The sequence below is a fragment of the Paenibacillus sp. ACRRY genome (assembly GCF_022346995.1).
Lineage (GTDB): Bacteria > Bacillota > Bacilli > Paenibacillales > Paenibacillaceae > Paenibacillus.
This window is the reverse complement of sequence record NZ_JAKRNM010000009.1, coordinates 115,583-141,232: the sequence shown is the minus strand read 5'-3', so window position 1 is coordinate 141,232 and position 25,650 is coordinate 115,583. Positions and strand designations below refer to the sequence as shown.

Genomic DNA, 25,650 nt, shown 5'->3' with positions numbered 1-25,650 from the left:
TTGTCGAAAAGAATCAAAAGAGACCTTCCGCAGAAGGTCTCCCTTGTCTTCAGCAAAATAACACATACCCGCTATAACCAACCTATGACTTACCAGAGCGGGTTATGCAAGAATACTTCTTAATACAGACGACTGCCTGTCATAAATGAATCCGTCTTGCCCTGCAGCTGGGCCAATCGCTCCAATACCTGTGACGCTTCAGCTACAGTCACTTTACGTGCTGGCATGAAACGCCCTTCTATTGAAGGAAGCAATCCCAGCTTCATGCTAAGAGATACGGCACCTTTATTGGTAATCGAGTTCGCATCTACAAGGTTCGGCAGATCCGATGGCATGGTGTAGAAACCAGCCAGCTTCTCGTACCGAAGTATACGGACAAGTAATACAGCCAGTTCTTCCCGAGTCATCTCATCCTGTGGATTCAGATTAACTTCCGGATCAGCGCCAGTGAGCCAGCGCTGGTCAATTAATGTACGCACTGCCTGATAGTAAGGGCTATCCGGCGTAATGTCCGCATACAGCTTGTCATCCCCGTTCACCGTGTAATAGATGTCCAGATTCGGATTAACCGCTCTAGCGAGATAGTTAAACCAATCTCCTCGGGTGATCACCCGATCCGGGAAGACACGTCCCTGTTCGTCAGGAATCAAAACGCTATGCTGGGTCATATTGAGTATTGCCTCTTCAGCCACATGACCAGCAATATCATTAGGTGCAGCTAGAACTGCCGTGCTGGAAGTGTTGTACAAAGACGTCCATTCGCCTGTATTGGCATCAAGTACTTCATAGCTGCCGTAGATCGATTTATCATCCCGTGTAGGCATATACGCAAGATTTATTCCTGACGGAGTGACTTGGCCACTGCTCGTACCCTGTCCACCGTAACGGGAGTATGCCAGAACCAGCTTGAATTCTTCGAGGTAGGCTGCTTTTGCCTCTTCGTAGCTGATCGCCGGCTCCTTGCTTGCAGGCAGCTGCTCAGGCGTTGCAGCAAGATTGGCGTAGAATTCACTAATCGTTCCATCCTTCAGGACCTGTACCTGTACCAGATCATCCTTAACCGCGATTCCATTCAGGTAGCGCTGAAAGATGAACGTACGAGCGTCCTCTACCTCAAGCATGCTGGACAGCTTAAACTGTTCCGTCGCATCCGGCACAAGTGCAATAACCGAGTTAATCGCAAGTTTCTCGGCTTGTGTACGGGTTACGGACTTGCCTTCATTGTTCTCATCCGGTTTCTCTTGTGCGGCATCCGAACCCATTCGCTGATACAGGCTATAGCTGTAAATTTGTCCGGTGGTAGCATCCACTTGCGCTGAAATGTCCCGCATGAACATGTAGGACATATTCGCGTTTCGGTTGCTCCAGCTCAGACTCCAAACCTGATTGTTCGGACTCCAGTAGCTGCCTTTATTTAACTGGCTGTATTCCAGCTTGTATCCTTCCGGAATATCAAAGCTCTTTTTCACCAGACTCTCCGCCTGCTGGGCATTCAGTCTCTGTCCTTTCGCTGGAACAAAAGCAGCAACGCTGCCTTTCAGCGGTTTGTCCTGGTGTACGGTATCCTCGGTAATGACTTTTCCAGTCATGGCGTTGAACCGCTCCAACGTATTCGCCTCAAGCGGAACCATGCTGGAATCCTTCGGCGTATATCCAAGATAGTACGGCTGACCTTGCTTTGAAGACAGGCGGTTTTTCGAAATGTAGGCGAGTTCTACATCGAACTGTTCTTCGAATTGCTGCCTTGCCTTCTCTGCAGATACAGCCGGTTTCGATGAAGGGTATTCCGACGCGGTCGTCATTCGTGAATAACCTGTTACCAAGCCACTCTGATCCACACTTATGTAAACCGTCTCCGCTTCAGATAACAAACCGTCATGCTTCAGTTGGTATGCATATTGATATTCGGTTCTGCCAAACAACGATTGCTGTCCCGCCGTTTGGTACAGGTCTCCCAGGGATGCGTATGCGCCTTCCTTCAATCCAGGGATTGCCTTGTACAGGAAGGCCACCGCCTGCTCTTCCACTTCGTCCTTGGTCAGTTTGGCTTCTGACCCAGATAACTGCTTATCCAATAAATCAGATGGCAAATGTACACTCAGTACTTCCCCTGTTCCTGCATGTACAGATGCGCTGAACCCCATGGAATGATTCCCCTCGGTAATCTGAAATCCGATATCCCATGTTTTATACTCCAGTGGAGGGAATCGGTTATTCGGATCAAATTGCGACGAGGTGATGGTTGCTTTTTTCAACATCGGAAACAGGTTCAATATATTCTCACTGGCTTGCTTGGAGGAGATTTTAGCCCCCTCAGGCACGTCATTGCTAGTCATGTCTAGTTGTTCATTTTCCCCCGGTGCAGCTTCTGTTACCTGTTCTGCTTGCGCTGCTGACACGCTGCCTGCAAACCCTGGAGTCTGCGATGCCAGAAGCAATGCCGCCATGGCTGCTGAAGCAGCTCTGGCTGTCATCATTTTGAATCGAATCTGAAAACTCAAATCTGGACCTCTCCCTTCAATTTCATACATGGATGCATGCGAAATAACCCTGCATGAATATTGCCAGTCTATTCTATGATACCATAAGCTTCCTTTTTAATCGTCGTTTTCCCAACAATTTTACAGATGAGAATTTTTGCATAATGGTTGGAACAGACCAAAAAACGCCAACCTGGTTGGCGTTTTCACTGTTAGCCCGATTGTCATACAGGCTGACGGTTATTAGGATTTATTAGAGACAACGTCTGAATCGTCCCGTTTAGCCTGAACCTGAACATGGTTTTTCAAGAAAGGAATGACGGTTTCCCAGAAGACAGGATCTTCCTCTGAGCAGCTGTGTCCGCCGCTATTCACCCACAGATGCTCTACAGGTGGATCAGCCTTGGACATGAAGTACTCCAGCTCGCTTGGCGGAATAAAATTATCTCCCTTGGAGTGCACCATAAGCATTGGCAGCTGCATGCCCTTACGTCGTTCATTCAGCAGCAGGACCGGATCACGCTGTCGGTACGTTTTCAATGATTCTCCAAGCCTCCAGAACCAGATTCGCGGAATCAACTGCGCCAGTGGGAACAGTGGCAATCGCCGACGTTTCAGCTCCGAACTGACGATTACTTCAAACTGGGATGGCATCGAATCCGTGATGACTGCCGATACCGGGATATGTTCCGTTACCGCCATGATCGTTCCCAGACCTCCAAGGGAATGGCCGAGCACACCGATGGCACCCGGATCAATCTCCGGCCGAGAGGTAGTGTAGCGTAGTGCCGAGAGCAGGTCGTCACGGAACAGATAGGCAGATGCCGCTTTTACCGGATCACTGGCCCCATGACTCCGAACATCATACATGAAGAGAGCATATCCGGCTTCCCAGATGGGACGAGCGTAACGGAGCACACGTGATCGGTTGGAACCCCAGCCATGGGCGATAATGATTAGCGGCCAAGGTTTGGGAACATGGGCTCCAGCCGGAATAAACCATCCGTGAACCCGTCCTCCACCACTCTCGAAGGTGACATCTTCGAATGGCATGGGCGGAGTAAGCGTGATCGGAATCTTTTTGGGTGTCTGACTCTTCACCGCCGCCTTCCATAAGCCACCTGCCGTTACGGCAGCAACAGCAATAACTCCACCAATCATCGTTCTGGCTTTCACTGTGCATTTCTCCTCTCCGGCCTCTGTCTTACACCTATTGTACGCCAATACCATTAACGCCCTGTTAAACAGCCACATCTTTTATATATACCCAAATGTACATATTGTTGATTGAGTTTTTACCTTTTGACTCTCGCTGCTTCTACAAATGCATGTGTACATGCAGCAATCTGTTCATGATTTCCCGCATTCAGTGCCTCTCTCGGCAAAAGTGCACTGCCAAGTCCCACAGCTGCTGCACCAGCAGCAAAGTAATCTGTAATATTGTCCAGATTAGCCCCGCCCGTTGCAAGCAGCGGAATATGATTAAGCGGTGCTTTGATTTCCCGTAAATACGGTAGTCCCAGACTCGCCATCGGAAATAACTTTACCACACGTGCGCCTGCTTCATAGGCAGCAACAATTTCGGTAGGTGTCATCGCTCCCGGCCAGATCTCCACCCCATGTTCTACAGCATATTCAATAACGGACAGATCGACATTGGGCGATACCAGAAATTGAGCACCTGCTGCAACGGCTTCCTTGGCCATCTGCACATTAAGAACCGTTCCCGCTCCAACATAAGCCTGTCCTTCATGCCGGGTCCGCCAGTCTCCGATAATCTCATGTGCCCCAGGTGTATTAAGCGTTACTTCCATCAGGCGGATTCCTCCGTCTGTCATGCCTTTTCCTGCAGTTATCGCTGCTTCCCGGCTAATGCCGCGAACAATGGCAACCAGCCTTGACTCCAGTAATACTTCCGTCAAATTCATGCGAGCTTCCCCTTGCTTCATAGATTCGGCAGCCGAAGACAGTATTATTATCACCGCTTTTCCGTTAATTCATATTGTAAAACGAATTTATCCTTGATGAAATACACAACCCAAAAAACCTCTCTTATCAACAGGGACGAATGTCGGTGGATAACACCCATTCAACCCATTCCATAAGAGAGGTATCTGCCTGAATCAAGCCTCTTCCAGTACACTTTCCTTTTCCAGATCCTTGAAATATTGATCATTGTACAGCATGCTGGGGTGTGTAGGATGATATGCCAGAGCAATATCATTGTGCTCCTTCGCCTTGGCACGGTTGCCCAGCCGGTCATAACATACACATAGCTGCAAGTGGGGCATCCATGTCCAGGCTGCTTCGTTCAGCACAACCATCGGATCGGCAGGACGAACAGCGTGGGTTGCCTGTTCATACCAGAATACCGCCTTGCGATAATCTCCTCGATCCGCGAAATAACCTCCCAGGCGACAGCAGATCTCTGCTCTCGGCAAATCATAGGCAAACGACCTCAGAAGCGCTGAAACTTCCTGTTCTGAGCGTCCCAATGCCGCTTCGCAATCCGCAATTTTCTGGCAGGCGGCAATCTGATCCTCCACCCAGCCGAGACCCGTATCCAGAAACTTCCCGTAGTATGTAATCGCATCCTCATGCTGTCCATGATCTTTCAGTTCATTACCAAAGTAATAGAGATCCCGTGGAGAGAAATGTTCCCCTGCTTCCTCACGCTTGCGGTAAATCTTTAGGTTGCGGTCTGTGTACTCCTTGTCTTTCTTATGGGTCACCGCAATATCGCTATGCAGCAGATTGCCGCCAACTTCCAGATATTCATGCACTGCCCCAATCCAGCGGTAATTTCGATCCCGTCGCACCAGACGATTCCGTCTCAAGCTGTAGGCTACCTTTCCATCTGGAGTGAATGACAGATTATAGTCCATGGTAACGCTGTCCACTGCAGGATCAAGAGAGTGTTTCAAATCAATAAGCTTCGTCCGATCATTCGGTTCGAACACATCATCAGCATCCAGCCAAAGTATATATTCCGTGGTTGCCTGATCGAAGGCGAAGTTGCGTGCAGCTGCAAAGTCATCAATCCATTCAAAATCAACGATTCGCTCTGTATATCTGGCCGCAATTTGACGCGTACCATCCGTTGAGCCGGTATCCACGATGACAATCTCGTCGGCAATGCCCTTCACCGAATCCAGACATCTGGCGAGGGAAGCCTCTTCATTTTTCACAATCATACATAGCGTAATACGAATTGCCTCTTCTCCTCGTCTGACTCTGCGATTATACGCAGCAGCACCCGGAAGTTCAGATAATCGGTAGATATGATAAGCCGGAAGATGGGTATCCACGTATAAACGAAAACCGAGTGCCTGGGCTCGAATGCAAAAATGACGATCCTCACCCCAGAACGATACATTCGGAATCTGGTCGAAGGAAACCCCACCTTCCAGAGCATTCCTGCGAATGAGCGTGCATGCACCGAGTCCACCAACCTCGTAACAGCCTGGCACTCGCAATTGGTTTAGAAACGCATCGGTTTGCGTGTTCTCATCCAGAATTTCCTTACCCGCTTCGGATTTCCTGCCTTTTCGGTACAAAGCGTACTCATCCTGCAGCCATACCTGCGGCATTTCCCTTGTACCCGGCTGCCAGCGCGTCCAGAAAATATTCGATACAATATCCTTCTGCGTGGAAGCAAGCTGTTCCAGCGTGCGGGGATGCAGCACAAGATCCGAATCAATCAGGAAAACAGCATCGTAATTCTGTTCGCGGGCGTATTGCAGGATACGGTTTTTCAATCCGGCTACCCGCCAAATCTGTTCGTCACGCCAGTAATGACCTCCCTCATCCCTGCTGTATGTCCCTTTTCCCTGAGCAGTTCCATCATCGTGATCTGATTCAAATACAGTTCCTCCCTGCTGTGATGCAAAATCACGAAGGATATTGGAAGACGCCTCCTCTTCATTATCGTCTATAAACAAATAGTCCGTCTCCACCGTCGTTCGCTCCAAGAAGGTCAGAGATTCCAAAAATTCACGGAGCACTGCTGCGGTTTGACGAACCGGACTGGCAATCAGCACCTTCTCCTTCGGTTTCACCTTATTCAAGTATAGGTCCCCCTTTCTTATTCCACCCAGGGCAGCAGCCTTGGATCTGTATCCAGAATGGAATCATACTGTTCTCTCCAACCGTACCTTGCATCCGGGTCCAGTTCCTGATAACGCTCGAATTTGCGGATGCGATCCTCCTCGCGAGCCCAGCCGTAATGCTTCACACGAGGCGTATGACATCCATAGGAAAAATGCTGGATCGTAAGAGGGAAACGTCCGCAGTGCTGCGGGGTTTCCTTCCACTCATAAGTCAATCCGGGACGATAACGGACGAGAAATGGACGGTAATATGCATGTGCCTGCCAATATTGATCCTCCCGGTAGTGCGTATCACTCCACATATCAAACAATCTGAAGTAAATCGCGTCCTCGCTACTTCCCAGGAGCTGATTGCGCTGTATGCCAAAGTCAGCCGTCAGAATCTCATCGGCATCCAGATTTAGAATCCATTCGGGTCCAGTAGCTATCGTCGCCTCCCATTGCTGCTTGCGCAAACTCACTTCATCGGCGAACCGGGAAGCCCGATTTTCCACCATAACCAGGGGAATCCCTTCAAGCAACTCTTCACATAGAGCAACCGTATGATCGGTGCTCCCATCATCTATGATGACCGCACGATCAATCCAAGGCCGATGCGTTTGCAGTGCCTGACTAAGATATCGCTGTTCTTCATTGCGTACGATCATGGACAGCGTAATATGTGGTCTGTCGACTTCCTCACGGTCATTCAAAGCTTCACCCCCGTGGCTTAAGCTGATTTTATTATCTCTCAAGGTTTTGCTATCCGATTGCAGCTAAGAAAGATATATAGGACTGGATTGGAGCCTATTTACAGGCTTAAGTATTCATCAGATAAACTTTCATCTTAACCAATTATCGGCCTCAACTTAACGTTTGGCTTCTCGGCTTATGCCCATCCTCTATACTCAATCTATGCATATCCGGGATGGGGTTATGTCTGAGAGCTCCCCTTCTCGCTGCTCACCCGTTACTGTGATCCGGTGCTTTTAGTTGCTGTCTATATTCAATAAAAAAAGCACTCGCTTCCGCGAGTGCTTCGGTTAACCTTTGTTACATATATTGAATGTTTCACTTTATGAATTAACGGTACTCGGCCAGACGATCATTCAGACTGCGTGTCTGACCATATACTTCCTGATACAGTGCAAAGAGTCCATCATACACAGCTACCGTTTCCGGGTTCGGTACATAGGATTTGGCAGGGCGAATGAACGCCGCCGCACATTCCTGCAGAGAAGGGAACCAGCCGCAGCCATATGCTGCAAGCATTGCCGCGCCCATTGCTGGACCCTGCTCACTCTCAAGCTTCACAATCGTGGCATCAAAGATATCCGCCTGCATTTGCAGCCAGGCTTCATTTTTGGCACCACCTCCGATGGAGATGACCTCATTGACCGTTTTGCCTGCACCACGCAGAATATCGATCGATTCCCGCAGGGAGAACGTAATTCCCTCCATGACTGCACGCCCAAAGTGCTCCAGCTTATGTCCGGCATCCATGCCGATAAAGCTGCCGCGAATGTTCGCATCTGGATGAGGCGTCCGCTCTCCAACAATATAAGGAGTGAATAACAAGCCGTTGCTTCCCGCCGGAACCTGATCAATTCCCTGCAAGAGCACATCAAATGATTTGTCCGCTGCAAACGTATCCTTAAACCACGACAGGCTGTATCCAGCGGCAAGCGTTACCCCCATAATATAGAAGGCATCCTTCTCCCCATGATTGAAAAAGTGTACTTTTCCTTCAAAATCGAGATCTTTGCGTTCCTCGTAAGAAAGCACCACTCCGGACGTACCGATGCTGCACATCGTCTGTCCTTCACTCAGAATGCCAGCGCCGATTGCCCCGCATGCATTGTCGGCTCCGCCTGCAAATACTTTGGTCGCCGCCGCAAGACCCGTTTGATCTGCGATCTCTGGAAGCAATGTGCCCACTTCTTCAAACGATTCCACGAGACGCGGACAGAGTGAGATCGGCAGTTCAAAGGCTTCCGCAATCTCCTTGCTCCACTGTTTGCCAGCAACGTCCAGCAGCAATGTACCTGCTGCATCCGAATAATCCATGGCATAATCGCCAGTCAGGCGATAACGAACATAGTCCTTCGGCAGCAGGAACAAGGATGCTTGCTGCAGCAGCTCCGGTTCGTTCTCCTGTACCCACAGGATTTTTGGCAGCGTGAAGCCTTCGAGTGCACGGTTCCGGGCGATGCTTAATAGTTTATTGTCCAATACTTTCTCTATGCGGCGGCACTGAGCCGTAGTACGTGTATCGTTCCACAGTATGGCATTGCGCAGTGGTTTCCCCTCTGCATCTACCAGAACAAGTCCATGCATTTGCCCAGAGAAGCTGAGCCCTTCAATTTCGGAAGGCTGTACGCCGGATACTTCCAGCAATTTGCGCAGGGAGACAATGGTCTGCTCTACCCAATCTTCCGGATTCTGCTCACTGTAGCCAGCCTTGGGCTGGTGCAGCGGGTAAGCCTCAGATGCTTCAAATGCCACTTTTCCTTCACGGTTAACCAGCACCGTTTTGACTGCACTGGTTCCCAGATCGACACCAATTACGTAACTCATGGGTATCCCTCGTTTCTTAACATGATTATATAAAAGAAGCTTTGTTAAGCATGAGGTCACTTCGTGATCAGAAAACCTTCCGATCGCCGTTACCCCCGGATTTCCTTCATTCCCTTTCAAGGGAGAAATCCGGGGATAAATGCGAACGCTTCGCTTCTTCAGGTCCTTTCTGCTCACTTCGTTCTGCATGCATTATCATGGACAAATATTTATATCAAAACAGTAAAAAAGTACTCGTTCTTATAGCGGAAAGATTGATCCAGTGACCTTGATTAGTCATTGGTTATAAATGAAACGTCATCAATTGAACATGTAACCAATTGGTGATTAGAAAACCTTTAAAGATGGCTTTGTTTGGTATCAAAAAACCGTCCCCGCCTTCCCAGGGGAAAGTCGGGGACGGTCCGAATGTCATGCCTGTTCAACGTCCGTGGTACAAGCTCGTACATAAAGGGATTGTGTCCCTAGCCAAGCTTATACAAGTTGATTCCAGTTATTAGTCAGCCAAGATGTATTGGTTGAGTTTTGCTCTCAGCAATTCTTGACGACCGGATTGGTTTTTGCGTGGGCTTTCGTTGTTCAGTGCGTATTCAGCAAGGGAAGCCAGAGTCGCTTTACCTGCAACCACATCTGCACCGATACCTTCTTTGAAGCTGCTGTAACGTTTTTCGATGAAGTCATCGAATACGCGGTCTTCGATCAATTTTGCTGCTACTTTCAGACCTTTAGCGTATGTGTCCATACCTGCGATGTGAGCCAGGAACAGATCGTCTGCTTCGAAGGATCCACGGCGTACTTTAGCGTCGAAGTTCACGCCACCACGGCCAATACCGCCGTTTTTCAATACTTCGTACATTGTCAGTGTTGCATCGTACATATCCACTGGGAACTCATCCGTATCCCAACCGATCAGCATATCGCCTTGGTTGGCATCGAGGGAACCGAGCATGCCGTTTGTGCGGGCAACACGGATTTCGTGGTCGAATGTGTGGCCTGCCAGAGTTGCATGGTTTGCTTCCAGGTTCAGTTTGAAGTGTTTGTCCAAACCGTATTTTTGCAGGAATGCAATGGAAGTTGCTGCATCATAGTCATATTGGTGTTTCGTTGGCTCTTTCGGTTTAGGCTCGATCAGGAATTGTGCGTCAAAGCCAATTTCCTTCGCGTAGTCTACAGCCATGTGGAACATGCGGGCAATGTTGTCCTGCTCCAGCTGCATGTCTGTGTTAAGCAATGTGTCGTAACCTTCACGGCCGCCCCAGAATACATAGTTTTCAGCGCCCAGACGTTTACCCACTTCCAGACCTTTCTTGATTTGCGCTGCTGCATGTGCGTACACGTCAGCATTGCATGTGGAAGCTGCACCAAACATGAAGCGCGGGTTGGAGAACATGTTCGCCGTGTTCCAGAGCAGTTTTTTGCCGCTGGATTTCATGTGGTCTTCGATCAGGTCAACGATCGTGTCGATGTTGCTGTAGAATTCACGCAGGCTGTTGCCTTCTGGTGCGATGTCCACATCGTGGAAACAGAAGAACGGGAGATTCATTTTTTCCAAAAATTCAAAAGCCGCTTCCACGCGTACTTTCGCGAGGTCCAGACCCGAGTATTTATCCCAAGAACGAACAGCTGTCTCTGCACCGAACGGGTCACTGCCGCCTGCAGTTAATGTATGCCAGTAAGCCATGCCGAAACGGAAGTGCTCTTCCATCGTTTTGCCGGCAACAACTTCTTCCGGATTGTAATGTTTGAATGAAAAAGGATTGGTGGAGTCTTTGCCTTCAAATGCGATTTTATTAACGGATTCAAAATAGGCCATGTAAAATGCCTCCTCAATAGTTTTAAAGAAATCGTTTACACCGTTATCCTATCACATCGGTTATACTTTGTCTATTGGTTAAACAAAGTAAAATAAAATTGTTTTTTCCGGGGTTGTTTACGCTATAATAGTCGAATAACTTGAGCACCGGATGAATGATTGAACCCTTTTATATACAGAATAGGAGTGCCTGATTGTTATGAAAATTACCGGAGACCAGATGCTGGTCAAAAAAATAAACAAGTCTATCGTCCTCGATACCATTCGCCGTCATGCCCCCCTTTCCCGCGCAAAGGTATCCGAGGTTACGGGACTTAACAAAGCAACGGTGTCCAACCTTGTTGCTGATCTCATTAGCGATGAGCTTGTCCAGGAAATTGGTCCGGGCGAATCCAGCGGTGGCCGCAAACCGCTCATGCTGCTGTTTCGAGGTACGGCTGGATATGCAGTTGGTCTGGAGCTCAGCGTAACTCACCTGAAGGGTGTGCTTACCGATCTAGAGGGCCATATCATATCGGAGTATGCCATCAAGCTGGAACAGCACGATGTGCCTTCCGTATTGGAACAGTTGAAACGTGCGGCGGAACATCTAATTCAGTCGGCTCCCCCCTCCCCACATGGTGTAATTGGGATTGGCATTGGGGTCCCTGGGATGGTAGATGAAGCTGGCACAGTGCTGTTTGCACCGAACTTGGGTTGGGAGAAGGTCGAACTTCGCTCCATGCTGGAGGAGATGTTTGAGCTTCCTGTAACGATCGACAACGAGGCCAATGCAGGGGCTCATGGGGAATTGAATTTTGGCAGCGGCATTGGTGTACGTCATCTTATCTATATCAGTGCAGGGATGGGTATCGGATCGGGAATTATGGTAGACGGTGAATTGTACAAAGGTGCCTGGGGCTACGCTGGTGAGACTGGCCACATGTCAATTGAAGCCGAGGGAAGACCCTGCTCCTGCGGCAATCACGGCTGCTGGGAGTTATATGCTTCCGAAAAGGCGTATGAGTACCCCGACCATCAGCTTCACTTGCCTGCCCACACAACCCGAGAGCTCTTAGAATATGCACAGCAAGGCCATGAGGCAGTATTGAATTTATACGAGAACATAGGCCGCAAACTGGGCGTGGGCATCACGAATATCGTTAACAGCTTCAATCCTGAACGCATCATTATTGGTGGGCCTCTCTCCGAAGCAGGTCCATGGATTGAAACAGCTCTCAAACAAGTCGTCGAAGAACGTACTCTGCCCTATCACCGTCGCAGTTTGCAAATTGAATGGGCAGCGTTGGGCAGTCGTTCTACCCGTATTGGTGCCGCTTACTCTGCCATTTCCCAGTTTTTAGGTAAAATAAGAGTTTCGGTCTAATAACAGCTGAAAATTGACATCATTTCGCCCCATTTCCTCCCTTTTTGTTAAAGAAATCCAGAGTTATAATGAGGATATGTGATTTTTGTCATGGCGGAATGATTGCCGCTGTGTTAATTCCTATAACGAAACGGAGTGAAAACCCGTGACCTACGTGGATACTTCAGATATCTCGGCGCAAATGTTTGTCACCGTACTCCTGTTCTTGATCGTGCTTGCGCCGCTGTTCAGCCTCGGCATACTTCGATTGTTTCAGAGCAAAAAGAAGGCTGGGTTCATGTATATGCTGTCAGGCGTATTGGTGTATGTTGTTTTTCAGACGTTTATGAGCATCTTTTTTTAGATGAAATACCTGGTTTAAATGACGAAATCCCCTTCCGCAGTGAATCTAGAGTTCATGTTACCATGTGCTCCTGATCCCTGTGGCAAGGGGATTTTTCACTTCCCAGTAACGAGAATCCTGAAGGAGTATCGGACCCAGCGTAATGCCAACAAAAGAAGCCTCAGTCCAGAACAGGACCAAGGCTTCTTTCTCTTATATATTCAAACGGCTCGCGCGAACCGGAATAGCTCTATTCATTCTTAATGATCCGACTGGGATGATTAAGCGTCCAGTGCTTTTGCGAATTGCGTTTTGTTCATACCCAGGATGCGGTGTTCACCAATAACGGTCAGAGGTACTGCACGTACGCCCATATCCCACACTTGTTGTGCGAACTCGTCGCTTGTCTCGATATTGCGCTCTTCATAAGAAATTCCTTTTTCAGCCAGGAAAGTCTTCACCGATTTGCAGTTTGGGCAGTTGGTCGATGTGTATACAATTACGTTTTCCATTATTCATTCACCTCATATAGTTTATATATAGTTATAACGTTAATTTACCCATTTAAAAGGGATACCTTACAGGGCTACTGCGCTATGCTCCAGGCTTTCGATGAATTTCTCAGCATCCATTGCAGCCATACATCCGCTGCCTGCTGCTGTGATCGCTTGTTTGTAGCGTGTATCTTGAACGTCTCCACAAGCGAATACGCCTGGAATGTTCGTTTCAGAAGTACCTGGTGTGGTCATAATATACCCATGTTCATCTGTTGTAATCTGTCCACCAAGGAACCCAGTGTTTGGTGTGTGACCGATTGCTACAAATACGCCGCTTGCCGGAAGAATTTCTTCTTCGCCCGTTGCGTTGTTCAACACTTTCAGTCCAGTTACCCCATGATCACCAGCAATGACTTCGATCGGTGTACGGTTCAGAGCCATTTCTACTTTTTCGTTGCTGCGTGCACGGTCTTGCATGATTTTGGAACCGCGAAGCTCCTCACGACGATGTACCAAAGTTACTTTGGAACCAAAACGGGACAGGAAGCTTGCTTCTTCCAATGCAGAGTCGCCTCCGCCGATAACGATGATTTCTTTATTGCGGAAGAAGAATCCGTCACATGTTGCGCAAGTGCTGACACCGCGGCCCACGTTTGTTTCTTCTCCAGGAATACCAAGGTATTTAGCGGATGCACCAGTAGACAGGATTAAGGTTTCCGATACCAGTTCACCCATGCCCTCAACCTGGATTTTGAACGGACGCTCGCTCATATCGATGTTGTTTACCCAGCCTGTGCGGAATTCAGCGCCAAAACGTTCTGCTTGTTTACGCATGTTGTCCATCAGTTCAGGACCCATAATGCCATCAGGGAAACCTGGGAAGTTCTCCACTTCCGTTGTTGTTGTCAATTGGCCACCAGGTTGTGGTCCTTCGATAACCAGTGGGTTAAGGTTGGCACGCGCCAGATAGATTGCTGCTGTCAGCCCTGCTGGGCCTGTTCCGATAATAATGGATTTATACATGTATAGTTCCTCCCCCGAGTTCTGCAAAAAGGTTGGGCTCACCGGCATCAAAAGCAAACGCCCTTGCATACACTAGATCGATATAAGCCTAAATCATGTCCACAAGACCTGCCCGATATGACAATTGCCCTATGCAGAAATGGAATTCTAATTTATAATCATTCTAATCTGTTGTTCATTATGATCTCTTTTAACTACGGTGTCAATGCTCGGCAGCGATTATGAAGAAGTCTTCATCAGGAGGGAAAATGGAAGCATGAACGATGCACTCATTGGCAGCTTTATCTCAGCCATGTCTACCGGCCTTGGGGCCGTACCTATTCTATTTATGCGGAAAGTAACACACCGTCTGCGTGATATCTTGCTTGCTTACGCAGCAGGCATCATGACCTCGGCTTCGGTGTACAATCTCATTCCCGAGGCGCTGGGGCAGTCGAACCTGTTCGTGCTTGCTCTTGGTATTATGCTCGGCAGCATGGTTTTGCTGGTACTCGAGATGAAGATCCCCCACGTGGATCTGGAGAATCCAGAGAAGATGCCATTTAAAATTGAAGCCAAAGCCTTCATGATTATTGCGGCCATTACCATGCATAACCTACCTGAAGGTTTATCTGTAGGTGTCAGTTACGCCAGTACCGATGCCAGTCTGGGCAATCTTATTGCCTTTTCGATTGGTTTGCAAAATGCTCCCGAAGGATTCCTGGTTGCTCTGTTCCTCGTGAATCAGAATATTGGCCGCTTCAAGGCGCTTGGAATCGCAACCTTGACAGGAGCCGTCGAAATTATCACCGCCATGATTGGCTACACACTTAGCAGTCTCGTCGCAGGACTTGTGCCTTATGGGCTTGCGTTCGCCGCAGGTGCGATGATGTTCATTGTATACAAAGAGCTGATTCCCGAAAGTCACGGGGACGGCAACGCACGTGTAGCTACCGTTTCATTTTTGCTAGGACTCATCACCATGATTGGTTTGACCGAACTATTCTGAGCAAGACTTTTCCGAAAATGAACGTTAAGCCACAAGGAACCTGAGGACAGATCATTCTGCCCTGCAGGTTCTTTTTTTGGTCACAAATGAAGATTACATGAAATTACTGGGAGCCTTTGTAAGGTAGGCTGAATATGTCCCATAGGATGAATAGAACAGTATCCTTACAAGTCTATTTTTTCGGATCATTAACGCAGCAGTCTTAAACCATTGAGTATAACCAAAATCGTACTGCCCTCATGACCAACAACCCCCAGTGGCAATGCCACACCTTGCAGAAAATTCCCCGCGATCAGTGCCAGGATAACCGTAATGGCAAAAAACATATTCTGCTTCACGGTCCGTTGTGCTCTTCGTGCCTGCTCAATCACCCAGGCAATTTCCTCGATATTATCATTCATGAGCACCACATCAGCCACCTCCAGCGCTGTCCCGCTTCCCGACATTCCCATGCCCATGCCCACAGTAGCCACTGCAAGTGCAGGCGCATCATTAACACCATCACCAACCATGAGCACCTGTCCATAGGCTTGACGCAATGTCTGTACCTGTTTCACTTTATCTTCGGGTAGCAGATCGGCATAGACGAGACTTACTCCTGTTTCTCGTGCAATCACTGCTGCAGATTGGGTTCGATCACCTGTCAGCATGGCCACCTTTACGCCCATATCCTCCAGCTTCTTCACTGCTGCTGCGGCTTGTGGACGAATGGTATCCCGCATGGCGATCAGACCAGCAAAATGGTTATCCGCCATCACGATCGATACCGTTTTGCCTTCACTCTCCAGGCGAGCACGTTCGTCTTGCCAATGTGGATGGGTATTGGACTGCATTTCATTCGTTTTCCCAATCTGCCAGAGAACACCTTGTACGTACCCTTCAATCCCCCAACCTGTCAGCGTTTGTACCTGCTCAGCTTCTTGAATGGCAATACCTTCACCATCTGCCTGATCTACAATGGCACGAGCCAGTGGATGCATGGATAAGTTCTCAATCGCAGCTACTGCAGACAGCAGTTCGGCACGCTTCATGCCCTCGGCTGTTAATATATCTGTAACTTGGGGAGTACCCATGGTCAATGTTCCTGTTTTATCAAAAGCCACGACCCGGGTTTGAGCCATATTCTCCACATGGGCCCCTCCCTTGAACAAAATGCCGCGACGTGCACTGCTGGACATCGTAGACAGCATGACTGGCATAATGGAGGAAACCAGTGCACAAGGTGAAGCTACAACGAGAAAAACCATCGCTTTATAAAAAGCCTCATTCCAAGTCCAGCCCAGCATCAGTGGAGCTCCTGCAATAACGATCAGAGTTACACCCACAACCATTCGTGCGTAAATGCCTTCGAATCGCTCAATAAAACGCTGGGAATTCGGTACTTCGGCTTGCGCCTCTTCGACCAGCTTAATGATTTTGCCAAACAGCGAACCTTCTGCTGATTTGGATACCTCTACATACAAAGCACCTTCTCCATTGACCGTTCCTGCATATACCTCGTCACCCTCAGCTTTATCCACCGGCAGAGATTCACCCGTAATGGAAGCCTGATTAATGAACGAACTCCCGCGATACACGATGCCGTCAGCCGGGATTAATTCCCCCGGTTTGATCAGCAGCAGATCACCAGGCATCAGCTCATCAATGTTAACAAGGTTCATCTGCCCATTCTCAATACGCAGTGCTGTCTCCGGCTTGAGTGCGAGCAGCGATGAAATATCCTTATGACTCCGTTCCGTCGCATAACTCTCCAGCGCACCACTTAACGAAAAAATGAAGATCAGCATCGCGCCTTCATTCCAGTATCCAATAGCTGCTGCACCCAGTGATGCGGCTATCATGAGCAGATTCACATCCAGATCGCGGTCCTTGACCAGTGTCTCCACGCCCTCCTTGGCCTTGGTCCATCCTCCAAGTGCATAAGACACGATATACAACATAACTGATAATGTGTTGAAATACGGTGACATTCCCCATGCAATAAGCATAATCATTCCACTACCGAGAGCCGCCTGCATCTCCTTATTCCGGAGCATGGCCCGAAAGTTCGGTCTGCGTCCACGGTTCGGATTAGGCGACTGCACGGATCGCTGTTCTGCTGTGGCCTGGGTGTGTATAGGTTGATGTATTGCTTGCATGTGAATCACAATCCTTTCTTGTTTCGATGATTTAAGTTCCGTCGTATTGAGAATGAGAGCCATTGTTAATGCCCTAAAAATGACACATGCTGCTGCGGGAATCCCGCAGCAGCATGGTTTTTGAATGAGAATGATAATCATTTTTGTACTTATGCAATTATGTTTACCCAATACAACTTTTCTTCATTATATGCCTCGTATTGACGTTTGTAAATGGGAAGTTTCCAGATCAAAGGCTGCTGGAACATAAAAAACCGCCTGTCCTTGAGGACGGCGGCTTTCGTATGATCCCTTTGGTTACGCTCCAACACTCGCTCCCTGACTTGCCTTGATGGCTTGTTCCAGGTCATACAGGATATCCTGAATATTTTCCGTTCCGACAGACAGACGAATGAGTTCAGGGTTAACACCTGCTGCGGTCTGCTCATCTTCTGTCAGCTGCTGATGGGTTGTGCTTGCCGGGTGAATGATCAGCGACTTGGAATCACCCACATTCGCAAGATGTGAGAACAGCTTCACACTTTCAATCAGCTTACGTCCTGCATCTACACCACCTTTAATACCAAATGTCAGGATTGCCCCCTGCCCTCTTGGCAGATACTTTTGTGCGAGTTCATAGGAGGCATGACTTGGCAGACCCGCGTAGCTCACCCACAGAACGTCCTCATGCTTCTCCAGATATTCCGCAACAGCCAGTGCATTGCTGCTATGGCGTTCCACACGCAGATGCAATGTTTCCAGTCCTTGCAGCAGCAGCCATGAATTAAATGGCGAGATGGTCGCACCCAAGTCGCGCAGCAACTGCACACGCGCTTTGATGATATAGGCAATCGGTCCAACCGCTTCGGTATATACCACACCATGATAACTCGAGTCCGGCTCCGTCAAGCCCGGGAACTTGCCACTCGCTTTCCAGTCAAATTTTCCGCTATCGACAATCACGCCTCCAATGGATGTACCATGACCGCCAATAAACTTCGTGGCCGAGTGAACTACAATATCTGCTCCATGTTCAATCGGACGAAGCAAGTATGGGCTCGGGAACGTGTTATCCACGATCAAAGGAATGCCATGCTCATGGGCAATCGCCGCAACCGCTTCAATGTCCAGCACATTTCCTTGAGGATTGCCGATCGTTTCTGCATATAATGCTTTCGTTTTCTCTGTAATGGCCGCCCTGAAATTCTCGGGATCACTGGAATCAACAAACTTCACATCAAGACCCAGCTTCGGCAATGTGGTTGAGAACAAATTATACGTACCACCATACAAGCTCGCCGAGGATACAATTTCATCCCCTGCACCGGCGATATTCAAGAGAGAAAACGTGATGGCTGCCTGCCCGGAAGCTGTAGCCAGTGCCCCAGCTCCTCCCTCCAATGCCGCAATCCGCTGCTCGAACACATCGGTTGTCGGGTTCATTAAACGGGTATAGATGTTGCCAAACTCTTTCAGACCAAACAGATTGGCAGCATGTTCCGTGTCCTTGAAACCATAAGATGTGGTCTGGTACAAGGGCACAGCGCGTGCATGAGTCGTTGGATCAATCTCCTGGCCTGCATGAATTGCCAATGTTTCAAATGAAAGCTCACGTTCGTTTGACATAAATCTGAATCCTCCCTTGGCTTATACGTTTCAAGATCCTGGTGTCCTCACATGGTGGCATATGTTTTCCATATTCTCTCACAAGATGTCGTGTTTGAAAAGAGTTATTTCCGATTTATCCGATAAGAAATATTTTATATGTATTGTCGACAAGGTCATACCAAAAAACCTTTGCGAGGGCAAAGGTTTCCTGGCTATTTTAATATCGCAAAATGAGCTTATCTCAGCCCAATCTCTAGACTCGCACACCATTCCATACTTCACGCAAATGCTTGGCTGCAGGAACCGCTTCTTCCGCAGTTACACCCTCCAATGAAATATCGATATGTGGCTTATACGTTTTTAACAGTTCAAAAAACAGCGGATAATCCAATATGCCTGCACCCGGTACAGGATTCATTTTCTCACCCTGTGCATTGAAGGCCACATCCTTCGCATGTATGACAATGATTCGCTGGTATAGCGTCTCCATTACGTCACGCAAGAAAGCACCCTGGCCTGTAACATGCGGTTGTTTGATCAGATTGCATGGATCAAATAACATGCCCAGATTGGAGGACGGGATCTCTTCAAACAAACGAGTCATATGTTCACGTGTATGAAGTGTGTGGGTAGACACAGGCTCAATGGCCGCATGTACGCCCCACTTTTCCGCTTCCTCCGTGATTTCCTCCAGCGTTTCCCGCAGCACGCTCCAGGCTTTTTCTTCATACCCGTCTGGATGGGTGGCTTGGTAGGTATCCAATCCTCCCGTTTCCGTTGCAACCATGCTGCAACCAAAATCCCGGGCATACCGCAGATGTTCCTTGAAACGCTCAATGTCTGCCCGTCTGCGCGCAGCATCCGGATCGATCGGATTAATATAACAGCCCAGAACAGCGATCTTGACTCCGCGCTTTGCAAACTGCTCCCCAATTTCGTTCGCGAGTCCCGGACTGAGTTTGCCGTTAGCCGAGTCAACATCCGATAAGGCTTTGGCAAGTGCCAGCTGCACCGAATTGAATCCATGATCTGCGATTGTTTGCGCCAGCTGGGCTGTAGGCTGCTGGCCAAACGTATGTGCCAGAATACCAAGTTTCATGTCACTGCCTCCTTCAATCATTGATAGCAGAGCAGATTAACGAGCCATCCAGCCGCCATCTACATTCAGTACATGACCATTCAAATAATCCGAAGCTGCCGATGCAAGAAACACGACCGGCCCTTTCAGATCTTCCGGAGTTCCCCATCGTCCTGCCGGAATGCGTGCTGTGATATCCCGATACCGGTTTTCATCGGCACGAATCTGAGTGGTATTATCCGTCTCCATGTAACCTGGTGCGATCCCGTTAATTTGTATACCCTTACCTGCCCACTCATTGGCGAGTGCTTTGGTCAAGCCCGCAACCCCATGCTTACTGGCTGTATAACCTGGGACGTTAATGCCTCCCTGATAGGACAACATGGAGGCGATATTAATGATTTTGCCGCTGCCGCGTTCAATCATGTGTCTGCCCGCCAGTTGGCTCAGGAAAAATACCGTGTTCAGGTTAAGCCCGATGACATCGTGCCAGTCCTGCTGTCCGTGATCAGCTGCAGGTGTACGGCGAATAATCCCCGCATTGTTAACGAGAATATCAATTTTACCCTGGAAAGCCAATGCCTTCTCAAATACTGCCGGCAATTCATCTTCATGGCTTAAATCGGCTTCAATGATATATGCTTTGCGCCCGAGCGCTTCGATTGCACCTGCTGTCTCGGATGGTTTTGAATAGGAAACGAGTACCACATCTGCTCCGGCTTCTGCCAGACCAATCGCCATTCCCTGTCCCAAACCACCGGATGTACCGGTTACAAGTGCAACTTGTCCGCTTAGATCAAATGGATTCATGAATGATTCCTCCGCATGTTATGAGATGCAAACCTATAAGTGATAACAACCAACTTCTTTTGCATATGCTTAGCGATTCTGAAATCAAGTGCTGTGCGTTTAGCTTTGGTAATCGACTTTGACACCGATTTGGTTATACAGTGCGGCGGTCTCTTCATCCAGATGACTGTCACTGATAATACAGTCCAGCTCGGAACAATGTGCAAAGGTCCGCAATGCAAATTGCCCAAATTTATAATGGTCCACCACGCCGAAGACCTGCTGGGAGGCAGAGATCATTGCTTTTTTCAGTGGAACCAGATCACCTGTATAGATGGAGAGTCCGAACTCCGGATGTAGTGCAGTGGTTGAGATAAATGCTTTGTGGATATTAAGACTGGAGATAAAAGCCGCCGTGTCATCTCCCACCAGCATATTACGGACTCTCGCCCCTCCAGGCACGACCAGCCGGACCTGCTCCTTCTTGGTCAGCTCGGCAATAATGAAGAGATCATTGGTTACGACAGTTAGCGGCTGATTATCCATCCGCTTCGCCATCTCCAGTGTAGTGCTCCCTCCGTCCAGCGCAATGATTTCATTGGGACGTATGTAAGCGAGCGCACGCTCGGCGATTTCCGTCTTCTCCGAATGATGCTTCTCTGTCGCTCCGCGGCTCGTGAGGATACCATACTGGTCATTCTGAGCCAGCATGGCTCCTCCGTGGACACGTACAAGCAATCCCATCGCTTCCAGCTTGTCAAGATCCTCACGAACCGTCTTGCCCGTCACCTGCAGCAGTTCGCTCAGATCATTAACGGTAACTTCCTGGCGCTCCAGCAGAGCCTCCATAATTTTCTCATGTCTTTTCAATGGATTCATACAATCAACTTCCTGTTTCTTGGAATTTACGCGTTTATTTCAGGTCTTTCATCGCTACGCCGTCCATATCCTCGAACGTTTGGTTCTCACCAGCCATGGCCCAACAGAAGGTATAACTGCTTGTGCCAACGCCGCTGTGAATGGACCAGCTTGGAGAGATAATCGCCTGGCGGTCACGTACAACCAGATGCCGAGTCTCGTTCGGCTCGCCCATCATGTGGAACACTACGCCGTCCTCGGGCAGATTCCAATACAAATATACCTCGGAGCGGCGGTTATGGGTATGTGCAGGCATGGTGTTCCACATGTTACCCTTGTCCAGCTCGGTAATCCCCATTACCAGCTGACAGCTCTGAATTCCGCCCTCACCCTGGTGAATGTAGCGATAGATGGTCCGTTCATTGGAACTTTCAATGCTGCCCAGGTGGTTCGGCTGAGCCTGTTCCTGGGTTGCCTTTTGCGTAGGATAAGCATGATGAGCCGGCGTGGATACAAAATAAAACTGAGCCGGTTGCTCATTGCCGTTACTTTTGAACACGACTTCTTTTACGCCTTTACCGATATATAGGCATTCTTTCGCACCAATCTCATAACCCTGACCATCCGCCGTGACCGTTCCATGTCCTCCGACATTAATGATACCGATTTCACGACGCTCCAGGAAAAAATCCGTTCCAATGTCTTTCAGGTTCACTTCAAGCGCAATGTCCTTGCTCTGAGGTACCGCTGTTCCTACAATATAACGATCCACATGAGAATATACAGTAACCAACTCGTCTGTTGCGAACAATTGTTCCATTAGAAATTCCTCACGCAGGCGAGACGTATCATAATTTTTCACTTCATTGGGGTGTGCCGCATAACGATTTTGCATCATTAATCCATTCCCTTCGTCAATTGAGTGATGTTTGAGATAATTAGATTATAAAGTTCATATAAGTTCATTTTAGTTCATTATGTATCATTTGTGTACCTTTTTTCGAAAAAAATAAACCGAATATATTTTAAGCTATATATTATGGCTTTCCACTTTTGTGAAAACAAAAAAAGAGGATCTCCACAGTCTGCAGTGCAGACCGGGAGATCCTCTTTATTCAAATCTTAATGTGCAACGGCATTGTTCAGCATGATCCAGATTGAACCAAGAACGATGGTCAACATGATCAGCAGGCCGAAAATCAAAGCCATGACATTCCAGCGTGGTTTTCCTGTTTCACGAATATGCATGAAGAAGAAGAGTTGAACCACAAACTGTAGTGCGGCCGTTACGAGAATAACAACCATTGTTCCTGTTCTGCCCATCATATCGTTCAGTACAACCACCAATGGGATGATTGTGAGGACGATGGACAGAATGAAGCCGATGACATAGGACTTCATGGAGCCATGCTGTTCGTGAGCATGAGAATCATGTGAGTTATGCTCTGCCATCTACATCACCCCCATCAGATAAACGATCGACAGGAGGAAGATCCAGACGACGTCCAAGAAGTGCCAGTACAAGCTGATTACGTTGATTTTACCGCGAGTCACATCGGTAATACCACGTTTTTTCAATTGGAACATCAATCCGATCATCCAGATCAAACCTAACGATACGTGAAGTCCGTGAGTTCCCACGAGGGTGAAGAATGCGCCGGAAGCAGCACTCGTCGTGTAGCTGAATCCTTCGTGAATCATCTCAACAAACTCGGTTACTTCAAGTGCGATAAAGGCTGCACCGAGAACGGCTGTAACTGCCAGCCAGCTAATCAGCTGCTTCACTTTACCTTGGTTCATCGCAAGAACGGCAAGTCCGCTCGTAAATGAACTTGTGAGCAAGATGAATGTCTCGGCAATAACGCCCGGCATTTTGATCAGCTCAGACAATATTGGTCCGCCCGCCGTATTGTCACGCAACACAATAAAGGTTGCGAACAATACGGAGAACAGGATAACGTCGGAAATCAGGAAGAACCAGAAACCGAGCAATTTCAATTCTTGTGGATCATGGTGACCATGGTCGTGACCGTGATCGTGACCATGCTTAGCGGCTGCTTGAGCCATTATACCGACCCCCTTAACGACGCTTCGGTACGCTTAATTTCGTCGACCGGAATGTAATAATCCGTATCGTATGAGAATGAACGAGCGATCATGCAGATCCCTACGCCAGCGAGTCCGAGAATCGCCATCCACAGCCATCCGAATACAAAGCCGAAACCGGCGATGAACCAGAAGACAGACATGATAAACGGAATTGCGGAGTTCTTAGGCATATGAATCGGTTCGAGCGGCTGCTCTGGTGGGTAGATGCCTTTGGCACGACGTTCTTTCTCTTCCCACCACTCATCAATATCATCACCGCGCGGTGTAATGGCAAAGTTGTACTCAGGAGCTGGTGAAGGAATCGACCACTCGAGTGTACGACCATCCCATGGATCGCCGGATGCTTTAAGTGTTTTGTATTTGCGAATACCGTCTGCGATTTGTGCAACCTGGAACAAGAAACCTACACCCATCAGGAATGCCCCGATTGTGGATACGAAGTTCAGTTCCCACCAGCCGGTATCCCAGCCGTAGGTGCTCAGACGACGTGTCATACCCATCAAACCTACAGCGTACTGCGGCATGAAGCAGACATAGAAACCAATATTCCAAGTCCAGAACGCCCATTTGCCCAGTTTCTCTTCAAGTTGGAAACCGAACATTTTTGGCCACCAGTAGTACAGACCTGCGAAGTATCCGAATACTACACCACCGATCAATACTTGGTGGAAGTGGGCAATCAGGAAGTAACTGTTGTGGAACTGGAAGTCAGCTGGTGCTACGGAAAGCAGAACCCCCGTCATACCACCGACGATAAAGCATGGAATAAATGCGATTGTCCATAACATCGGGGTGGCCATCCGGATCCGTCCACGATACATCGTGAACAGCCAGTTGAAGATTTTAACCCCTGTCGGAATGGCAATCAACATCGTTGTAACAGCGAAGAATGCATTAACGTCTGCTCCCGAACCCATCGTGAAGAAGTGATGCGCCCATGTGAAGAAGGACAGGAAGCTAATGATCAACATCGCAAATACCATTGATTTGTAACCAAACAGTTTTTTCTTCGAGAACGTACTTACAATCTCGGAGAACACACCGAATGCCGGCAAGACGACAATGTATACCTCAGGGTGACCCCACATCCAGATCAAGTTGATATACATCATTGGGTTACCGCCCATATCAAGCGTGAAGAAATGCGCCCCGCCGAATCGATCCAGGAAGAGCAATGCAAGTGTCACAGTCAGGATTGGGAATGCAAACAAGATGATGATACAAGTGGAGAATACCGACCATGTGAACATCGGCATTTTCATCCATTTCATGCCTGGCGCACGCATTTTAATGATGGTAACCAGGAAGTTGATACCGGTAGCCAGGGAACCGATACCCGAGATCTGTATACCCCATATATAGAAGTTCTGTCCTACCCCCGGACTGTGTGACAGCTCCGATAAAGGCGGATAACTCAGCCATCCTGCATCAGGTGATCCACCGATAACGAAGGATAGGTTGAACAGCATTGCTCCTAGGAAGAATAACCAGAAGCTTAAAGCATTCAGGAACGGAAACGCGACGTCCCTTGCCCCTATTTGCAGAGGCACAATTACGTTAAACAAACCGAACATAAATGGCATCGCCATGAACAAGATCATGATGGTACCGTGAGTCGTAAAGACTTGGTTATAATGTTCTGGATGCAAGAAATCCATGTTAGGCATAGCTAGCTGAAGACGCATCATCAGCGCATCGACACCACCACGGAACAACATGATGATGGAAGCAATGATATACATAATACCGATCTTTTTATGATCGACGGTTGTTAACCAGTTACGCCAGAGCCAGCCCCATTTTTTGAAATAAGTTAGCACCGCTACGATGGTAATCATCGTAATACCGATGGCCACGTCCGCACCATAAATCAGCGGGTCACCGGTAACGAAAAACTCCGATGCAAACTCCTTAAGTCTCTCTAACATTGGGGGCCT

Annotated in this window: 21 protein-coding genes; 3 read left to right on the top strand and 18 right to left on the bottom strand. The window is 48.5% G+C overall.

All coding sequences use genetic code 11. From position 1 onward, the window contains the following. Positions 1–119: 119 nt before the first annotated feature. From MH144_RS24370 to xylA, 7 genes are all read right to left on the bottom strand, one after another. Entirely contained in the window at positions 120–2,501 is a 2,382-nt protein-coding gene (locus tag MH144_RS24370) for a YcdB/YcdC domain-containing protein (protein ID WP_239304919.1), read from the bottom strand. 222 nt (positions 2,502–2,723) lie between these two features. Beyond that, positions 2,724–3,656, bottom strand: coding sequence for an alpha/beta hydrolase (locus tag MH144_RS24365; protein ID WP_239304918.1), 933 nt, complete (start codon positions 3,654–3,656; stop codon positions 2,724–2,726). 119 nt (positions 3,657–3,775) lie between these two features. After that, positions 3,776–4,408 carry a bifunctional 4-hydroxy-2-oxoglutarate aldolase/2-dehydro-3-deoxy-phosphogluconate aldolase gene (locus MH144_RS24360; protein ID WP_239304917.1) on the bottom strand — a complete coding sequence of 211 codons (633 nt, stop codon included), beginning with the start codon at positions 4,406–4,408 and terminating at the stop codon, positions 3,776–3,778. Between the two features lie 195 nt (positions 4,409–4,603). Next, positions 4,604–5,674 (bottom strand): glycosyltransferase, encoded by a 1,071-nt coding sequence (locus MH144_RS31030; protein WP_343226112.1) that lies wholly within the window; start codon positions 5,672–5,674, stop codon positions 4,604–4,606. An 890-nt stretch (positions 5,675–6,564) separates the two neighbouring features. Further along, entirely contained in the window at positions 6,565–7,281 is a 717-nt protein-coding gene (locus MH144_RS24350) for a glycosyltransferase family 2 protein (protein WP_239304916.1), read from the bottom strand. Positions 7,282–7,651: 370 nt separating this feature from the next. Continuing rightward, positions 7,652–9,145 carry a xylulokinase gene (gene xylB, locus MH144_RS24345; RefSeq protein WP_239304915.1) on the bottom strand — a complete coding sequence of 498 codons (1,494 nt, stop codon included), beginning with the start codon at positions 9,143–9,145 and terminating at the stop codon, positions 7,652–7,654. 496 nt (positions 9,146–9,641) lie between these two features. Further along, positions 9,642–10,958, bottom strand: a complete 1,317-nt coding sequence (xylA, locus tag MH144_RS24340; protein ID WP_239304914.1) for a xylose isomerase — start codon at positions 10,956–10,958, stop codon at positions 9,642–9,644. Positions 10,959–11,157: 199 nt separating this feature from the next. On the opposite strand from xylA, the gene MH144_RS24335 reads away from it, so the two are divergent. Beyond that, a complete protein-coding gene (locus MH144_RS24335; RefSeq protein ID WP_239304913.1) occupies positions 11,158–12,324 on the top strand; it encodes an ROK family transcriptional regulator in 1,167 nt (388 codons plus the stop codon). Between the two features lie 145 nt (positions 12,325–12,469). Then, on the top strand, positions 12,470–12,667 hold the full coding sequence (locus MH144_RS24330) for a hypothetical protein (protein ID WP_053779005.1): 198 nt from the start codon (positions 12,470–12,472) through the stop codon (positions 12,665–12,667). A gap of 260 nt (positions 12,668–12,927) precedes the next feature. Here MH144_RS24330 and MH144_RS24325 read toward each other — a convergent pair whose 3' ends face one another. Then, entirely contained in the window at positions 12,928–13,158 is a 231-nt protein-coding gene (locus tag MH144_RS24325; protein WP_095361761.1) for a glutaredoxin family protein, read from the bottom strand. A 66-nt stretch (positions 13,159–13,224) separates the two neighbouring features. Further along, positions 13,225–14,166: a thioredoxin-disulfide reductase gene (trxB, locus tag MH144_RS24320; protein WP_095292395.1), complete on the bottom strand. Its 942-nt coding sequence runs from the start codon at positions 14,164–14,166 to the stop codon at positions 13,225–13,227. Positions 14,167–14,422: 256 nt separating this feature from the next. Between trxB and MH144_RS24315 the strand changes: the two genes are divergently transcribed. Further along, complete coding sequence (locus MH144_RS24315) at positions 14,423–15,154, top strand: ZIP family metal transporter (RefSeq protein WP_127539829.1); 732 nt, start codon at positions 14,423–14,425, stop codon at positions 15,152–15,154. Between the two features lie 188 nt (positions 15,155–15,342). Here MH144_RS24315 and MH144_RS24310 read toward each other — a convergent pair whose 3' ends face one another. The 9 genes from MH144_RS24310 to MH144_RS24270 all read right to left on the bottom strand — a co-directional run bounded on the left by MH144_RS24310 (position 15,343) and on the right by MH144_RS24270 (position 25,641). Next, positions 15,343–17,292 carry a heavy metal translocating P-type ATPase gene (locus MH144_RS24310; RefSeq protein WP_239304912.1) on the bottom strand — a complete coding sequence of 650 codons (1,950 nt, stop codon included), beginning with the start codon at positions 17,290–17,292 and terminating at the stop codon, positions 15,343–15,345. A gap of 297 nt (positions 17,293–17,589) precedes the next feature. Beyond that, positions 17,590–18,897, bottom strand: coding sequence for a homocysteine synthase (locus tag MH144_RS24305; RefSeq protein WP_239304911.1), 1,308 nt, complete (start codon positions 18,895–18,897; stop codon positions 17,590–17,592). A gap of 235 nt (positions 18,898–19,132) precedes the next feature. Further along, on the bottom strand, positions 19,133–19,978 hold the full coding sequence (locus MH144_RS24300; RefSeq protein ID WP_239304910.1) for a sugar phosphate isomerase/epimerase family protein: 846 nt from the start codon (positions 19,976–19,978) through the stop codon (positions 19,133–19,135). Positions 19,979–20,014: 36 nt separating this feature from the next. Then, on the bottom strand, positions 20,015–20,767 hold the full coding sequence (gene kduD, locus MH144_RS24295; RefSeq protein WP_239304909.1) for a 2-dehydro-3-deoxy-D-gluconate 5-dehydrogenase KduD: 753 nt from the start codon (positions 20,765–20,767) through the stop codon (positions 20,015–20,017). A 99-nt stretch (positions 20,768–20,866) separates the two neighbouring features. Then, entirely contained in the window at positions 20,867–21,625 is a 759-nt protein-coding gene (locus MH144_RS24290; RefSeq protein WP_239304908.1) for a DeoR/GlpR family DNA-binding transcription regulator, read from the bottom strand. Positions 21,626–21,659: 34 nt separating this feature from the next. Next, positions 21,660–22,499, bottom strand: coding sequence for a 5-dehydro-4-deoxy-D-glucuronate isomerase (gene kduI / locus MH144_RS24285; RefSeq protein WP_239304969.1), 840 nt, complete (start codon positions 22,497–22,499; stop codon positions 21,660–21,662). A gap of 227 nt (positions 22,500–22,726) precedes the next feature. Then, the gene (gene cyoD / locus MH144_RS24280; RefSeq protein ID WP_095292387.1) at positions 22,727–23,056 is read right to left on the bottom strand and encodes a cytochrome o ubiquinol oxidase subunit IV; all 330 of its coding nucleotides are present in this window, start codon (positions 23,054–23,056) and stop codon (positions 22,727–22,729) included. Next, on the bottom strand, positions 23,057–23,671 hold the full coding sequence (cyoC, locus tag MH144_RS24275; RefSeq protein ID WP_095292385.1) for a cytochrome o ubiquinol oxidase subunit III: 615 nt from the start codon (positions 23,669–23,671) through the stop codon (positions 23,057–23,059). Continuing rightward, the gene (locus MH144_RS24270; protein ID WP_095361754.1) at positions 23,671–25,641 is read right to left on the bottom strand and encodes a cbb3-type cytochrome c oxidase subunit I; all 1,971 of its coding nucleotides are present in this window, start codon (positions 25,639–25,641) and stop codon (positions 23,671–23,673) included. Before MH144_RS24270 ends, cyoC begins: the two co-directional genes overlap by 1 nt. Positions 25,642–25,650: the final 9 nt, after the last annotated feature.

Bases quoted from the DNA above. Each gene is read 5' to 3' on its own strand.
- MH144_RS24360 (WP_239304917.1), bottom strand. From the start codon at position 4,408: ATGAATTTGACGGAAGTATTACTGGAGTCAAGGCTGGTTGCCATTGTT.
- MH144_RS31030 (WP_343226112.1), bottom strand. From the start codon at position 5,674: ATGATTGTGAAAAATGAAGAGGCTTCCCTCGCCAGATGTCTGGATTCG.
- xylB (WP_239304915.1), bottom strand. From the start codon at position 9,145: ATGAGTTACGTAATTGGTGTCGATCTGGGAACCAGTGCAGTCAAAACG.
- xylA (WP_239304914.1), bottom strand. From the start codon at position 10,958: ATGGCCTATTTTGAATCCGTTAATAAAATCGCATTTGAAGGCAAAGAC.
- MH144_RS24335 (WP_239304913.1), top strand. From the start codon at position 11,158: ATGAAAATTACCGGAGACCAGATGCTGGTCAAAAAAATAAACAAGTCT.
- MH144_RS24325 (WP_095361761.1), bottom strand. From the start codon at position 13,158: ATGGAAAACGTAATTGTATACACATCGACCAACTGCCCAAACTGCAAA.
- trxB (WP_095292395.1), bottom strand. From the start codon at position 14,166: ATGTATAAATCCATTATTATCGGAACAGGCCCAGCAGGGCTGACAGCA.
- MH144_RS24315 (WP_127539829.1), top strand. From the start codon at position 14,423: ATGAACGATGCACTCATTGGCAGCTTTATCTCAGCCATGTCTACCGGC.
- MH144_RS24310 (WP_239304912.1), bottom strand. From the start codon at position 17,292: ATGCAAGCAATACATCAACCTATACACACCCAGGCCACAGCAGAACAG.
- MH144_RS24305 (WP_239304911.1), bottom strand. From the start codon at position 18,897: ATGTCAAACGAACGTGAGCTTTCATTTGAAACATTGGCAATTCATGCA.
- MH144_RS24300 (WP_239304910.1), bottom strand. From the start codon at position 19,978: ATGAAACTTGGTATTCTGGCACATACGTTTGGCCAGCAGCCTACAGCC.
- kduD (WP_239304909.1), bottom strand. From the start codon at position 20,767: ATGAATCCATTTGATCTAAGCGGACAAGTTGCACTTGTAACCGGTACA.
- MH144_RS24290 (WP_239304908.1), bottom strand. From the start codon at position 21,625: ATGAATCCATTGAAAAGACATGAGAAAATTATGGAGGCTCTGCTGGAG.
- kduI (WP_239304969.1), bottom strand. From the start codon at position 22,499: ATGCAAAATCGTTATGCGGCACACCCCAATGAAGTGAAAAATTATGAT.
- cyoD (WP_095292387.1), bottom strand. From the start codon at position 23,056: ATGGCAGAGCATAACTCACATGATTCTCATGCTCACGAACAGCATGGC.
- cyoC (WP_095292385.1), bottom strand. From the start codon at position 23,671: ATGGCTCAAGCAGCCGCTAAGCATGGTCACGATCACGGTCACGACCAT.
- MH144_RS24270 (WP_095361754.1), bottom strand. From the start codon at position 25,641: ATGTTAGAGAGACTTAAGGAGTTTGCATCGGAGTTTTTCGTTACCGGT.